Source organism: Franconibacter helveticus LMG 23732 (genome assembly GCF_000463115.2).
In the GTDB taxonomy this organism is placed as follows: domain Bacteria; phylum Pseudomonadota; class Gammaproteobacteria; order Enterobacterales; family Enterobacteriaceae; genus Franconibacter; species Franconibacter helveticus.
Window position 1 is genome coordinate 1 of sequence record NZ_AWFX01000023.1, and the last position, 14,008, is coordinate 14,008.

12 protein-coding genes and 1 pseudogene are annotated in these 14,008 nt (G+C 51.0%); 8 read left to right on the plus strand and 5 right to left on the minus strand.

Annotated features, from left to right (window positions below; translation table 11 throughout):
* Nucleotides 1-2: 2 nt before the first annotated feature.
* The gene (locus tag DW56_RS23130) at nt 3-59 is read left to right on the plus strand and encodes an IS1 family transposase (RefSeq protein WP_003032489.1); all 57 of its coding nucleotides are present in this window, start codon (nt 3-5) and stop codon (nt 57-59) included.
* Between the two features lie 14 nt (nt 60-73).
* Here DW56_RS23130 and DW56_RS21410 read toward each other — a convergent pair.
* The 4 genes and pseudogenes from DW56_RS21410 to silR form a co-directional block, all read right to left on the minus strand.
* Nucleotides 74-226 (minus strand): annotated as a pseudogene (locus DW56_RS21410) (CopM family metallochaperone); the annotation flags it as partial.
* Nucleotides 227-369: 143 nt separating this feature from the next.
* Nucleotides 370-801 carry a silver-binding protein SilE gene (silE, locus tag DW56_RS06110; protein ID WP_000790483.1) on the minus strand — a complete coding sequence of 144 codons (432 nt, stop codon included), beginning with the start codon at nt 799-801 and terminating at the stop codon, nt 370-372.
* A gap of 250 nt (nt 802-1,051) precedes the next feature.
* Nucleotides 1,052-2,527, minus strand: coding sequence for a copper/silver sensor histidine kinase SilS (silS, locus tag DW56_RS06115; protein ID WP_024562061.1), 1,476 nt, complete (start codon nt 2,525-2,527; stop codon nt 1,052-1,054).
* Complete coding sequence (silR, locus tag DW56_RS06120) at nt 2,520-3,200, minus strand: copper/silver response regulator transcription factor SilR (RefSeq protein ID WP_001572351.1); 681 nt, start codon at nt 3,198-3,200, stop codon at nt 2,520-2,522. Before silR ends, silS begins: the two co-directional genes overlap by 8 nt.
* Nucleotides 3,201-3,389: 189 nt before the next feature.
* Here silR and silC point away from each other — a divergent pair, with 189 nt between their 5' ends.
* The 7 genes from silC (at nt 3,390) to DW56_RS06155 (ending at nt 13,053) form a co-directional block, all read left to right on the plus strand.
* The gene (gene silC / locus DW56_RS06125) at nt 3,390-4,775 is read left to right on the plus strand and encodes a Cu(+)/Ag(+) efflux RND transporter outer membrane channel SilC (RefSeq protein WP_001507116.1); all 1,386 of its coding nucleotides are present in this window, start codon (nt 3,390-3,392) and stop codon (nt 4,773-4,775) included.
* Between the two features lie 27 nt (nt 4,776-4,802).
* Entirely contained in the window at nt 4,803-5,156 is a 354-nt protein-coding gene (locus tag DW56_RS06130) for a Cu(+)/Ag(+) efflux RND transporter periplasmic metallochaperone SilF (RefSeq protein WP_001246152.1), read from the plus strand.
* Between the two features lie 113 nt (nt 5,157-5,269).
* The gene (gene silB / locus DW56_RS06135) at nt 5,270-6,562 is read left to right on the plus strand and encodes a Cu(+)/Ag(+) efflux RND transporter periplasmic adaptor subunit SilB (protein WP_024562062.1); all 1,293 of its coding nucleotides are present in this window, start codon (nt 5,270-5,272) and stop codon (nt 6,560-6,562) included.
* Between the two features lie 10 nt (nt 6,563-6,572).
* The gene (gene silA, locus DW56_RS06140; RefSeq protein WP_000574021.1) at nt 6,573-9,719 is read left to right on the plus strand and encodes a Cu(+)/Ag(+) efflux RND transporter permease subunit SilA; all 3,147 of its coding nucleotides are present in this window, start codon (nt 6,573-6,575) and stop codon (nt 9,717-9,719) included.
* An 86-nt stretch (nt 9,720-9,805) separates the two neighbouring features.
* Nucleotides 9,806-10,246 (plus strand): DUF411 domain-containing protein, encoded by a 441-nt coding sequence (locus DW56_RS06145; protein ID WP_002436620.1) that lies wholly within the window; start codon nt 9,806-9,808, stop codon nt 10,244-10,246.
* Between the two features lie 97 nt (nt 10,247-10,343).
* Nucleotides 10,344-12,815, plus strand: a complete 2,472-nt coding sequence (gene silP, locus DW56_RS06150; protein ID WP_129244003.1) for an Ag(+)-translocating P-type ATPase SilP — start codon at nt 10,344-10,346, stop codon at nt 12,813-12,815.
* 40 nt (nt 12,816-12,855) lie between these two features.
* Nucleotides 12,856-13,053: a DUF2933 domain-containing protein gene (locus tag DW56_RS06155; protein ID WP_000843497.1), complete on the plus strand. Its 198-nt coding sequence runs from the start codon at nt 12,856-12,858 to the stop codon at nt 13,051-13,053.
* Nucleotides 13,054-13,086: 33 nt separating this feature from the next.
* On the opposite strand, the gene DW56_RS06160 is transcribed toward DW56_RS06155, so the two are convergent.
* Nucleotides 13,087-13,824: a peptidoglycan DD-metalloendopeptidase family protein gene (locus DW56_RS06160; protein WP_004118669.1), complete on the minus strand. Its 738-nt coding sequence runs from the start codon at nt 13,822-13,824 to the stop codon at nt 13,087-13,089.
* Between the last annotated feature and the right edge of the window lie 184 nt (nt 13,825-14,008).

Genomic DNA, 14,008 nt, shown 5'->3' on the forward strand with positions numbered 1-14,008 from the left:
CGGTGGAGCTGCATGACAAGGTCATCGGGCATTATCTGAACATAAAACACTATCAGTAAGTTGGAGTCATTACCATCATTTTTTCATGCATATTTTTCATGCCAGCCATATATTCCTGTGATGATGCCGATGAGTGCATATCTGACATTTTCATTTCCGAATGTTCAGCAGAAATGGCTGGCAGGGATAACATTAATATTACAAAAAGGGTGTTTTTGATTTTCATATAATAATTCCTTTCAGACAGGTACCGGTTAAGTGTAGCTGAGTCAGACAAAAAAGCCCCCTGACGGGGGGCAAAAATGTAGCAACGTTGTTTCAGGAAAATCTATCAGGGAAAAGGTAACAGCACGGATACTACCGTCGCATTCAGCCTGCATTGATCATGCGGCGGTGCGCTTCGGCCATGGCCTGATGTGGGCCGGATTGCCCGTTATTCATGAATTCATGGGCAACCGCTGCTCTTTCATGCTCATTCATCGCCGCGTAAGACGTTGACGGGACGGTCGTGGATACCGTGTTATTTCCCATCATCTTCTGATGACTTTCCACCATTTTCTGGTGCGCATCCGCCGAGCCGTTCGTCATGGTCTCATGAGCAATAATGGCCTGTTCATGCTGGTCCATACCGGTCATACGAGGAGCAGTCCCCTGGATCCCGACAGGAGCCGCAGCAGACTGCATCTGGTGAGCAGGAGCCTGTGCATTGTTGACGCGATCATGGATATTCACGGTTTCAGTGGCCCAGGCCGATGAAATTAAACCAAAGCCCAGCAAAGATGCTAATACGATATTTTTCATGATAACTCTCCATTTCTGAATTAGTGATGTCCGGGGAAGTACAACCGGTGTTTTCAGTTCCATAACTGAAACAAGTTCGGCAGCGTTTATTTCTCCGGAAGAGGGCTGGATATTCATTTCCTGGCGTACTCTGACGCCGGGTATTGATGAAGCAATCCAGCCTTCCTGATAAGTTGCACTAATTATATCGAATGGCTTCTGTTTGCTGCATGACAGGCTAATGACATCTTTGTCATTTACATCTTTATTTTCAGCATTGGGTTTCCGGGATCATTTTCTCCAGTCTGGGCACGGATAAGATAAAACGCGTGGAGCGTACGTCTGATTCCACCTGCACTCTTCCGTGATGTGCTTCCACGATTGACTTCACAATCGCAAGGCCGATGCCGCTGCCTTCTCCTTTTCGTTGTCTGGATGGATCCACCCGATAAAAACGGTCAAACAGCCTTGATAAATGTTCTTCAGGGATCGGTTTCCCTGGATTTTCAATCACAAGGTCAAAAAAGCTCTCCTGCTTTCTTATTGAGACGGTGATGGCCTGTCCCTCCGGGGTATAACGCAGGGCATTGGATAACAGATTATTGATCGCTCTTCTGAACATTTGTGGATCTCCCTCAACCAGGCAGGGCATCCCGTTAAATTTGAGCGTGATATTGCGTTCTTCGGCCCAGGCTTCGAAAAACTCGAAGACTTTCATGACTTCTGCTCTGAGGTCAAAACGGACCCTGTCAGGTATAAGCTGGTTATTGTCCGCCTGTGCCAGAAACAGCATGTCGCTGACCATTTTGGTCATCCGGTTATACTCTTCAAGACTGGAGTAGAGGACATCCTCAAGTTCCTTCTGGGTTCGATCCTGACTCAGTGCGATTTCAGTCTGCGTCACCAGATTGGTGATGGGTGTTCTGATCTCGTGCGCGATATCGGCAGAGAAATTGGCCTGGCGGGTAAAAACATCCTCAATCTTTCCAATCATATGATTGAACGAGATAACCAGCTGCTCCAGCTCAATGGGAACGCGTGTCGGTTCCAGCCGCGCATCAAGATTCTCGGAGGTGATGTTTTTAATGGCATTGCTGACATTACGAAGGGGCAGGTGCCCCTGACGGACAGCAATGCGAATGATCAGAACAATCAGCAGGCTTATCACGACGGCAATCGCAATCAGATTTTTTTTCAGCGCATCGAGGTAATGGAGATGGAAATTAATGGAGAGGCCAGTCAGCATGACATAGTTCTGCTGTTTGCCCTGAAATGTCGCCTGGCCAGAGGAGGCGATAATCCGGTACGTTTCCATCTTCATTCCGGACCCGGTATCCATCGCTCTCGCAGTATCCTCCACCGTCCAGAGAAAGACATCCCGTGCGCGGCTGTGCTCGCTAAAATCGGCTGAATTCACGGCCGGGCGTAGTGCTGCCCCCTGCGCAGAGCTGTACAGCACCTCACCCCGGGGATTGAGGAGCAAAAGGGCAACGTTGCGGTAGCTGGCGATCGATTCCTTTATTTTGCTTACTTTTTTTTCATCCGGATCTGCCGGGGACTGGAGTATACGGCTCAGTGTGGTGCTGATTTGTTGCAGATCGCTGACATCCTGCTCGGCAAAATGCTTTTCAACAGAATGCAGCATAAACCAGGTGAAGGCGATAAACGCCAGTATTGTGGACAGGCTGATAAAAAAGGTCAGCCGCAGAGCGAGTGAGAAAGGTCGTCTGGACGGTTTGCTATGCATCCGGGATCTCCAGCATGTAGCCCACGCCCCGCACTGTCTGGATCAGTTTTGTCCCGTAATCGTTGTCTATTTTAGCGCGGAGTCGCTTTACTGCGACATCAATCGCGTTAGTGTCGCTGTCAAAATTCATGTCCCAGACCTGAGAGGCAATCAGGGAGCGGGGAAGAACTTCTCCCTGATGGCGAATGAAGAATTCCAGCAAGCTGAACTCTTTACTGGTGAGCACAATGCGGTTCCCGGCGCGGCTGACTTTTCTGGATACGAGATCAACCGAGAGGTCAGCCACTTTAAGCTGGCTTTCCGTGATCATCGTGTTTCCCCGCCTGAGGAGGGTTCTTACCCGGGCGAGCAGTTCAGCAAACGCAAAGGGCTTCACCAGATAATCGTCCGCACCCAGCTCAAGTCCTTTGACCCTGTGTTCAATCGTGCCAAGGGCCGTCAGCAGTAATACCGGCATCCCCTTTCCGGCACTGCGCAGCATACGGATGATATCCCAGCCGTTTACATCAGGCAGCATGATATCCAGGATGACTAAATCATACTCGGCTGTCATGGCAAGATGATATCCGGTCAGACCATTATCAGCGTGATCCACGACGAACCCCGCCTCTGTCAGCCCCTTGCTGAGATATTCACCTGTTTTAATTTCGTCTTCAACGATTAATATTTTCATCATGCTCCCCGGCTGGCTGCTAATGTCATTTTATTGCGCCCACGATCGTTATCAACGGATTACAGCAAAAATGACAACATTGTCATTATCCTGTCACCCGGCAAACAGAGAGCGTTCGGTAAAGTATCCCTATCAATACTCTGGACTTCGTTTGAACCATTTACCAGGTCTGCCTGTACGAGAAGCGTTATGTTCAAATTAAAATTACTCAGCATCAGTACCATATTCATCCTGGCTGGTTGTGTTTCTCTGGCACCTGAATATCAGCGTCCGCCAGCTCCGGTTCCCCAGCAGTTTTCATTGTCTAAAAACAGTCTGACGCCTGCGGTAAACAGCTATCAGGATACGGGCTGGCGAAACTTTTTTGTCGATCCCCAGGTCAGCAGGCTGATCGGTGAAGCCCTGAATAATAACCGTGATTTGAGAATGGCTGCCCTGAAGGTTGAAGAGGCCCGGGCCCAGTTCAACGTCACGGATGCAGATCGTTATCCCCAACTGAATGCCTCATCCGGGATCACATACAACGGTGGTCTGAAAGGTGACAAGCCGACCACACAGGAGTACGACGCGGGTCTGGAGCTCAGCTATGAGCTCGATTTTTTTGGCAAACTTAAGAACATGAGTGAGGCTGATCGCCAGAACTACTTTGCCAGCGAAGAAGCCCGTCGTGCCGTACACATCCTGCTGGTCTCCAACGTTTCACAGAGCTATTTCAGCCAGCAACTGGCGTACGAACAACTCCGTATTGCGCGGGAAACGCTGAAAAATTATGAACAGTCTTATGCATTCGTTGAGCAACAACTGGTGACCGGGAGTACGAACGTTCTGGCGCTTGAACAAGCCAGGGGGCAAATCGAAAGTACCCGCGCCGAAATAGCCAAACGAGAAGGCGATCTGGCTCAGGCAAACAATGCCCTGCAACTGGTGCTGGGAACGTACCGCGCAGTTCCGTCAGAAAAAGGGATTAAAGGTGGGGAGATCGCACCAGTAAAATTGCCACCAAATCTGTCGTCACAAATATTGCTGCAGCGTCCGGATATTATGGAAGCGGAATACCAGTTGAAAGCGGCTGATGCCAATATTGGCGCAGCGCGAGCGGCTTTTTTCCCGTCCATTACCCTGACCAGTGGTCTCTCCTCAAGCAGTACGGAGCTGTCCAGCCTCTTTACGTCAGGAAGTGGAATGTGGAATTTTATTCCTAAAATTGAAATTCCTATATTTAATGCTGGCAGGAACAAAGCCAATCTGAAGCTGGCTGAAATTCGCCAGCAACAGTCCGTGGTTAATTACGAACAAAAAATTCAGTCAGCCTTTAAGGATGTTTCCGACACGCTTGCGCTGCGCGACAGCCTTAGCCAGCAACTTGAGTCACAGCAGCGTTATCTTGATTCACTTCAGATAACTCTACAGCGTGCCAGAGGATTGTATGCAAGTGGTGCTGTCAGTTACATCGAAGTGCTGGATGCAGAACGTTCCCTCTTCGCGACGCAGCAAACCATTCTCGATCTTACCTATTCCCGACAGGTTAACGAAATTAATCTGTTTACCGCGCTGGGTGGCGGTTGGGTAGAGTAAATTTATTCAATTAATCAGGAAATTAAAATGCGTAATTCACTTAAAGCCGTTTTATTTGGTGCCTTCTCTGTCATGTTTTCTGCCGGTCTTCATGCTGAAACACATCAGCATGGCGATATGAATGCTGCCAGTGATGCTTCGGTACAGCAGGTTATCAAGGGCACCGGTATCGTTAAAGACATTGATATGAATAGTAAAAAGATTACCATTTCGCACGAAGCAATCCCGGCGGTGGGCTGGCCTGCAATGACCATGCGCTTCACTTTTGTTAATGCAGACGACGCTATCAATGCCCTGAAAACCGGCAACCATGTCGATTTCTCGTTTATTCAGCAGGGCAATATCTCCTTACTCAAAAGCATTAACGTTACGCAATCCTGATTAACAGTCCGGAGCGAATACATCCAGTGCGCCTGAACATTCATTATGGGATTACTGTGAATGAATGATCGTGCGCATATGCCAGGTGTTTTGATTTTTCAGCGAGAAATTGTATGGCTTCTTTAAAGATAAAATATGCTGCAATAATTATCAGCAGCCTCATAGCAGGGGGGCTGATATCGGTTACTGCCTGGCAGTATTTAAACTCATCACAAAAAACAGTACCAGCAGAACAAAAGGCACCGGAGAAAAAGGTACTTTTCTGGTATGACCCTATGAAACCGGATACCAAATTTGATAAACCCGGAAAATCGCCCTTTATGGATATGGACCTGGTGCCAAAATATGCTGATGACAGTGGCGATAAAAGCAGTGGCGGGATCCGTATCGACCCAACCCAGGTTCAGAATCTGGGATTAAAAACGCAAAAAGTCACGCGAGGAATGCTGAATTATTCTCAGACAATCCCGGCTAATGTCAGCTATAACGAGTATCAGTTTGTTATTGTGCAGGCGCGTTCTGACGGGTTTGTCGAAAAAGTCTACCCCATGACGATTGGCGATCATGTGAAGAAGGGGACGCCACTTATCGATATTACCATTCCGGACTGGGTGGAAGCACAGAGCGAATTCCTTCTGTTATCCAGCACCGGTGGTACTTCCACGCAAATTAAAGGCGTTCTGGAACGGCTTCGCCTGGCAGGTATGCCGGAAGAGGATATTCAGAGACTGCGTTCTACCCGGAGCATTCAGACCCGTTTTACCATTAAAGCACCTATTGATGGTGTCATTACTGCATTTGACCTGCGCACCGGCATGAATATTTCGAAAGATAAGGTGGTGGCTCAGATTCAGGGAATGGACCCGGTCTGGATCAGCGCTGCAGTGCCAGAATCTATCGCATATCTGCTGAAAGATACGTCGCAGTTTGAAATTTCGGTACCGGCTTATCCGGATAAAACATTCCATGTCGAAAAATGGAACATTCTTCCCAGCGTGGATCAGACAACCCGTACGCTTCAGGTCCGTCTCCAGGTTTCTAATAAGGATGAGTTTCTCAAGCCGGGCATGAATGCCTATCTGAAACTGAATACCAAGAGCCAGGAGATGCTGCTGATACCAAGCCAGGCCGTTATCGATACCGGCAAAGAACAGCGCGTGATTACTGTTGATGATGAAGGCAAGTTTGTGCCGAAACAGATCCACGTTCTGCATGAATCACAGCAACAGTCCGGCATCGGTTCCGGCCTGAATGAAGGCGATACCGTGGTGGTCAGTGGCCTGTTCCTCATTGACTCCGAAGCCAATATTACGGGCGCGCTGGAACGTATGCGCCACCCTGAAAAAACAGAAAGCAGTATGCCAGCAATGTCTGACCAGCCTGTAAATATGCATTCAGGGCACTGAGGAGACGACGATGATTGAATGGATTATCCGGCGCTCTGTCGCCAACCGTTTCCTGGTCATGATGGGGGCCCTGTTTCTCAGCATCTGGGGTACATGGACGATTATTAACACGCCGGTCGATGCCTTGCCTGACCTGTCAGATGTGCAGGTCATTATCAAAACCAGCTATCCCGGCCAGGCCCCGCAGATTGTAGAAAACCAGGTCACCTATCCACTTACCACCACCATGCTGTCCGTACCTGGCGCAAAAACCGTGCGTGGTTTTTCACAGTTCGGGGATTCGTATGTGTATGTCATTTTTGAAGACGGCACCGATCTGTACTGGGCCCGTTCCCGCGTGCTGGAATATCTGAATCAGGTTCAGGGAAAACTGCCTGCCGGTGTGAGTTCTGAAATCGGTCCTGATGCCACGGGTGTGGGCTGGATTTTTGAATATGCCCTTGTCGATCGCAACGGAAAACACGACCTTTCAGAACTGCGCTCTCTGCAGGACTGGTTCCTGAAATTTGAGCTGAAAACCATCCCGAACGTGGCTGAGGTCGCTTCGGTTGGCGGCGTGGTGAAACAGTACCAGATTCAGGTCAATCCGGTAAAACTGTCCCAGTACGGTATCAGCCTGCCCGAAGTGAAACAGGCACTTGAATCGTCTAACCAGGAGGCCGGTGGCTCATCCGTTGAAATGGCCGAAGCGGAGTATATGGTCCGTGCCAGCGGTTATCTTCAGAGCATTGATGATTTTAATAACATCGTCCTGAAAACAGGTGAGAACGGCGTGCCGGTTTATCTGCGGGATGTTGCCCGCGTGCAGACCGGGCCCGAAATGAGGCGTGGTATTGCCGAGCTGAACGGCCAGGGAGAAGTCGCTGGCGGCGTGGTGATCCTGCGGTCGGGTAAAAATGCGCGCGACGTTATCACGGCAGTGAGGGATAAACTGGAGACGCTGAAGGCCAGCCTGCCGGAAGGCGTTGAAATCGTGACCACCTACGATCGCAGCCAGTTAATCGACCGGGCGATTGATAACCTCAGTTCCAAACTTCTGGAAGAGTTTATCGTGGTGGCCATCGTCTGTGCTCTGTTCCTGTGGCACGTACGTTCTGCCCTGGTGGCGATTATCTCTCTGCCGCTTGGCCTGTGTATCGCCTTTATCGTCATGCACTTCCAGGGACTGAACGCCAATATCATGTCGCTGGGAGGGATAGCGATTGCCGTCGGTGCGATGGTGGATGCCGCCATTGTGATGATTGAAAATGCGCACAAACGGCTTGAGGAGTGGGATCATCAGCATCCGGGTGAGCAGATTGACAACGCCACCCGCTGGAAGGTGATTACCGACGCCTCCGTGGAAGTGGGACCCGCGTTGTTCATTAGCCTGCTGATCATCACCCTGTCCTTTATTCCTATCTTTACCCTGGAAGGGCAGGAAGGTCGTCTGTTTGGCCCGCTGGCATTCACGAAAACGTACTCCATGGCGGGAGCGGCCGCACTGGCCATCATCGTCATTCCTATTCTGATGGGATTCTGGATCCGGGGGAAAATTCCTGCCGAGACAAGTAACCCCCTGAACCGGGTGCTGATCAAAGCGTATCATCCTTTGCTGCTGCGGGTCCTCCACTGGCCAAAAACAACCCTGCTGGTTGCGGCCTTGTCCATTTTCACGGTTATCTGGCCACTGAGTCAGGTGGGCGGTGAATTTCTGCCGAAGATTAACGAGGGCGATCTGCTGTATATGCCGTCGACCTTGCCTGGCGTCTCTCCGGCAGAAGCTGCAGCGCTCCTGCAGACAACAGACAAGTTAATCAAAAGCGTTCCTGAAGTGGCTTCTGTATTTGGCAAGACCGGTAAAGCAGAGACCGCAACGGATTCCGCGCCGCTCGAAATGGTGGAAACCACGATCCAGCTCAAACCTGAGGATCAGTGGCGTCCCGGCATGACAATTGACAAGATTATTGATGAACTCGACAGGACAGTCCGTTTACCGGGTCTGGCAAACCTCTGGGTGCCGCCTATCCGTAACCGTATTGATATGCTCTCAACCGGGATCAAAAGCCCGATAGGTATCAAAGTGTCCGGGACTGTTCTGTCCGATATCGACGCGACGGCGCAGAGTATCGAGGCGGTAGCCAAAACCGTGCCTGGCGTGGTGTCTGTCCTGGCTGAGCGACTTGAGGGCGGGCGCTACATCGATATCGATATCAACCGGGAGAAAGCCTCCCGCTACGGGATGACGGTAGGTGATGTCCAGCTGTTCGTCTCTTCAGCAATCGGAGGTGCTATGGTGGGTGAGACGGTTGAAGGGGTGGCCCGGTACCCTATTAACATTCGCTACCCGCAGGATTACCGAAACAGTCCGCAGGCGCTGAAACAGATGCCGATCCTGACCCCGATGAAGCAGCAGATCACGCTGGGCGATGTCGCGGATATTAACGTCGTTTCTGGACCAACCATGCTGAAAACCGAAAATGCCCGGCCAGCCAGCTGGATTTATGTTGATGCCCGCGGCAGGGACATGGTGTCGGTGGTTAACGACATTAAGACGGCCATCAGCGAGAAAGTGAAACTGAGACCGGGAACCAGTGTGGCATTCTCCGGACAGTTTGAACTGCTTGAGCATGCCAACAAGAAACTGAAGCTGATGGTGCCGATGACGGTGATGATCATTTTCATCCTGTTGTATCTGGCATTCCGCCGGGTTGACGAAGCCCTGCTGATCCTGATGAGCCTGCCGTTCGCCCTGGTTGGCGGAATATGGTTCCTGTACTGGCAGGGCTTCCATATGTCAGTGGCGACCGGAACCGGGTTTATCGCCCTGGCCGGGGTGGCAGCAGAGTTTGGCGTGGTCATGCTGATGTATCTGCGTCATGCCATTGAAGCGCACCCGGAATTGTCCCGTAAAGAGACGTTCACACCGGAAGGTCTTGATGAAGCCCTCTATCATGGTGCCGTACTGCGTGTCCGGCCGAAAGCCATGACCGTGGCGGTGATCATTGCGGGTCTGCTGCCAATACTCTGGGGAACCGGCGCAGGTTCAGAAGTCATGAGCCGTATTGCTGCGCCAATGATTGGTGGGATGATCACGGCTCCGCTGCTGTCCCTGTTCATTATTCCTGCCGCCTACAAATTAATCTGGCTGCGCAGACATAAAAAAAGCGTGTCATAACCCTGAAAGGGCGCCCCCAGTGGGCGTCCTTCTGCACTGATTCACCCTGACGTCAGGGTTTATATCGATAATATACAGAGGTGAGTATGAAAAAAGTGGTTCTAATGGCCCTGGCTCTCGGCCTGTCACTGCCTGCAATGGCGAGTGAAAAAGTCATTGATATGTACAAATCTGAAAACTGTGGCTGTTGTTCCCTGTGGGGCAAAGCGATGGAAAAAGACGGGTTCGAAGTGCGAACTCACGTCATGAATGATCAGGCGCTGTCAGCCCTGAAAGAAAAGCATGCTGTTCCTGCTGGACTACGAAGTTGTCATACCGCGGTTGTAGGTAATTTGATCATTGAAGGCCATGTGCCTGCGGCAACGATACATAAGGCCATGCAGTCTGGTTCGGGTATATACGGTCTCGCCACCCCCGGTATGCCAGCAGGAAGTCCGGGAATGGAGATGGGGGCCCGAAAAGAGGCTTACGATGTTATCGCATTCTCACCGGAGGGCAGTAAAAAAGTCTTCCAGCGAATCGAATAGTCAGCGGAACGGCTGATAACGGGACGCCGGCAGCAGGCACTCTTATGCCGGCGGCATTCGTGGTAATCGCATCCATGACATATCCTGAAGACAGAAAATGCTTCAGATATGCATAAGGAGAGTTACTGTGAAAAATGACAATGCAGTGGAACATAACAACCAGACTGCTTCTGAGCAGACATCATCCCCGGACGAGAGTCACGCATTGCATAAGGTGAGAGATCCCGTGTGCGGGATGGTCATCCTGCCTGACAAGGCGCACAGCAGCATTCGATACCAGGACCATCAGCTTTATTTCTGCTCCGCCAGCTGTGAGAGCAAATTTAAAGCCCATCCCGATCATTATTTTACCGAAGATGCCAGTGAACATCACCATCACCACGACCACCATGAAGTCAGCCCTGATAAGATAAAACAGTCTCACCGCCAGGCGGAGAAAGAGATTTCTGAAGGTGTGTGGACATGTCCGATGCATCCGGAGATACGCCGTAGTGGTCCCGGAAGCTGTCCTGTCTGTGGAATGGCACTGGAGCCGCTCGTAGCTACGGCATCCACGGGGACGAGTGATGAACTTCGCGACATGACAAGACGCTTCTGGCTGGGGTTGTTGCTGGCGTTTCCGGTTCTGATACTCGAAATGGGTTCTCATCTGTTTCCCGCTTTGAGGAATACAGTACCGCCACAGTACAACACATGGCTGCAGTTACTTCTGGCCTCTCCTGTCGTTTTGTGGTGTGGCTGGCCATTCTTCGCCCGGGCCGGAATGTCGTTACGTAACCGCTCCCTGAATATGTTTACCCTTGTTGCAATGGGGACCGGCGTAGCCTGGGTTTACAGCGTCATTGCAACCGTCTTCCCCTCCTGGTTTCCTGCATCGTTCAGAAACATGGATGGCCTGGTGGCCATTTATTTTGAAGCCGCAGCTGTTATTACGGTGCTTGTTCTGCTGGGACAGGTCCTTGAATTGCGGGCAAGGGAACAAACCTCAGGTGCCATTACTGCGCTTCTTAACCTTGCCCCCAAAACCGCCAGGCGGCTGGATCAAGACGGTCATGAAACGGATATTAATGCGGAAGATGTCCTGCCTGGCGATAAGCTCCGCATCAGACCTGGAGAGAGTATTCCGGTCGACGGTATCGTGGTCGAAGGCAAAACAACCGTTGATGAATCGATGGTGACCGGGGAATCTATGCCTGTTACCAAAACGGAGGGTGACCCTGTCATCGGGGGGACCATTAATCAGACAGGTAGTCTTATCATCCGTGCAGAGAAAGTCGGTGATGAAACGATGCTCTCACGAATTGTTCAGATGGTCGCTGATGCACAGCGTTCGCGGGCCCCCATCCAGAGAATGGCTGACAGCGTTTCAGGCTGGTTTGTTCCTCTGGTGATACTTATCGCGGTTGTTGCTTTCATGATCTGGTCTGTCTGGGGGCCCGAGCCCAGGATGGCGCACGGTCTCATTGCGGCTGTGTCGGTCCTGATTATTGCCTGTCCCTGCGCGCTGGGGCTGGCCACGCCGATGTCGATAATGGTGGGGGTGGGCAAAGGAGCCCAGGCCGGGGTGTTAATCAAGAATGCCGAAGCCCTTGAGCGTCTTGAAAAAGTGGACACGCTGGTTGTCGACAAAACAGGCACGCTCACGGAAGGTTCGCCGACGGTGACAGGGATTATCAGTCTCAATCCGGGTGGGGAAACATCTCTTTTGCGTGTAACGGCCGCAGTGGAAAAAGGCTCGCAGCATCCGCTGGGTATGGCAGTAGTTAAAGCAGCACAGGAAAAGGGGATCGCAATACCCGCAGTCACTCATTTCAATGCGCCGTCGGGTAAAGGTGTCTCAGGCGATGTCGAAGGTCAACGGGTTGTTATTGGTAATGAACTGGCTATGCAGGAAAACAGTATCGTTATTGATAATCAAAAGGCCGTTGCGGATACGTTGCGGATGGAAGGCGCTACCGTTATCTATGTGGCCACAGACGGGCACCTTGCAGGCCTGATAGCTATCTCGGATCCCGTGAAAGCAACCACGCCGGATGCGCTTAAAGCTTTGCGTCAGGCGGGGATCCGCATCGTTATGCTCACCGGGGATAACCAGCTTACCGCTGAAGCAGTCGCACGGAAACTGGGAATAGATGAGGTTGAAGCCGGGATTCTGCCGGATGGCAAAAAAGCAGTGATAACCCGACTGAAAGCGTCTGGCCATGTGGTTGCGATGGCCGGAGACGGTGTGAATGATGCCCCGGCGCTGGCAGCGGCTGACGTGGGTATAGCCATGGGAACGGGTACAGATGTGGCAATTGAAAGTGCCGGAGTCACCCTTCTCAAAGGCGACTTGATGATACTGAACAGGGCCCGTCATCTGTCAGAAATCACCATGAAAAATATCCGACAGAATCTGTTTTTTGCATTTATCTACAACGCACTTGGCGTGCCTGTGGCTGCAGGTCTGCTTTATCCTGTGTATGGAATACTGCTGTCGCCAGTTATTGCGGCGGCGGCCATGGCTCTTTCCTCCGTCAGCGTCATTGTGAATGCGTTGCGTCTGAAAAGTGTCAGGCTCGGGAAATAACACTGAGTGAAGGGGCTGTTACGAACAGAAGGAGTCCAGTATGAAAAGTACCACCTATGCGCTTATTGCTGTCGCCGCGATCGCGGCATTTGCCCTCCTGCGCGAACACTGGTCACATGTGGCAGGTTACTGGCCATATCTGTTATTGCTGGTCTGCCCGCTAATGCATCTTTTCCACGGCCACGGAGGGCATGGAGATCATCAACATCAAGGAAGTGAAAACGATAAAAAAAATTAATCCGGCAGACGGGGCCGCGTCGCGGCCCCGTTATCAGTCCAGGTATCGTTCGTAGTCTCTGGCATGCGCAAAGGCATGCTGTTCAAGTTTGTTATCAGCGGGTGCCGCTGCCCGGAACGCCAGTGAGTTAACAGGATTGTTATTGATGACCAGCTCGTAATGCAGATGAGGACCGGATGAACGTCCGCTGTTACCGGATAACGCAATAGCGTCTCCCCGGGTAACCCTGGCCCCTTTAGTAACGAGTATTTTATTGAGGTGGAGATAGCGAGTTTTAACACCGGCTTTTCCCGTTACTTCAACAAAATATCCCATGGTACTGTTGTATTCGGCCCGGGTGATTTTTCCGTCGATGACGCTGACTATTTTCGTGTTCATGGGCATGGAATAATCAATGCCATTATGGGGACTCACTTTTCCCGATACCGGGTTAAGTCTTGCAGGATTGAAAGGCGAACTGAGTCTTGCTGTGGCCGGTAACGGATAATCGAGACTGCCTTTCCCGGAAGTATCGGAAAGGTTATAGAACTTTTTATCTGATATACGATACGCCGTGTAATTAAATGAACCGGACGTAAATTTATAGGCCACGACACGTGATTTTCCCGCTTTCTTTTGCAGTACGAGTTTTAATGATTCATTTTTTTTCAAATGCCGCAGATTAAACCGGGAAGGCAAGGAGCGCTGAAGAGTAGCGATCTCGTTCGATTCCAGCCCCGAGCGGGTGGCTGAAAGGTAGGCATTTTCTTTTACGACATCGGTAGAATACATTTACTGGAATTCGCCGTTAGCATGAACACTGCGGCGTATGCTAGGGGTTTTCAGGAGGCGTGTCATCTGTCAGTTAATCGGGAGCACCGTTGATGGTCGTCATTTTTGTAACATATCTTGTTTCCCGTTTGCTCCTGAAGCTCTGGGAACTGTATGACCAGCCCGACGGTGATGATTAACGGGA

Bases quoted from the DNA above. Each gene is read 5' to 3' on its own strand.
- silE (WP_000790483.1), bottom strand. From the start codon at position 801: ATGAAAAATATCGTATTAGCATCTTTGCTGGGCTTTGGTTTAATTTCA.
- silS (WP_024562061.1), bottom strand. From the start codon at position 2,527: ATGCATAGCAAACCGTCCAGACGACCTTTCTCACTCGCTCTGCGGCTG.
- silR (WP_001572351.1), bottom strand. From the start codon at position 3,200: ATGAAAATATTAATCGTTGAAGACGAAATTAAAACAGGTGAATATCTC.
- silC (WP_001507116.1), top strand. From the start codon at position 3,390: ATGTTCAAATTAAAATTACTCAGCATCAGTACCATATTCATCCTGGCT.
- DW56_RS06130 (WP_001246152.1), top strand. From the start codon at position 4,803: ATGCGTAATTCACTTAAAGCCGTTTTATTTGGTGCCTTCTCTGTCATG.
- silB (WP_024562062.1), top strand. From the start codon at position 5,270: ATGGCTTCTTTAAAGATAAAATATGCTGCAATAATTATCAGCAGCCTC.
- silA (WP_000574021.1), top strand. From the start codon at position 6,573: ATGATTGAATGGATTATCCGGCGCTCTGTCGCCAACCGTTTCCTGGTC.
- DW56_RS06145 (WP_002436620.1), top strand. From the start codon at position 9,806: ATGAAAAAAGTGGTTCTAATGGCCCTGGCTCTCGGCCTGTCACTGCCT.
- silP (WP_129244003.1), top strand. From the start codon at position 10,344: ATGCTTCAGATATGCATAAGGAGAGTTACTGTGAAAAATGACAATGCA.
- DW56_RS06155 (WP_000843497.1), top strand. From the start codon at position 12,856: ATGAAAAGTACCACCTATGCGCTTATTGCTGTCGCCGCGATCGCGGCA.
- DW56_RS06160 (WP_004118669.1), bottom strand. From the start codon at position 13,824: ATGTATTCTACCGATGTCGTAAAAGAAAATGCCTACCTTTCAGCCACC.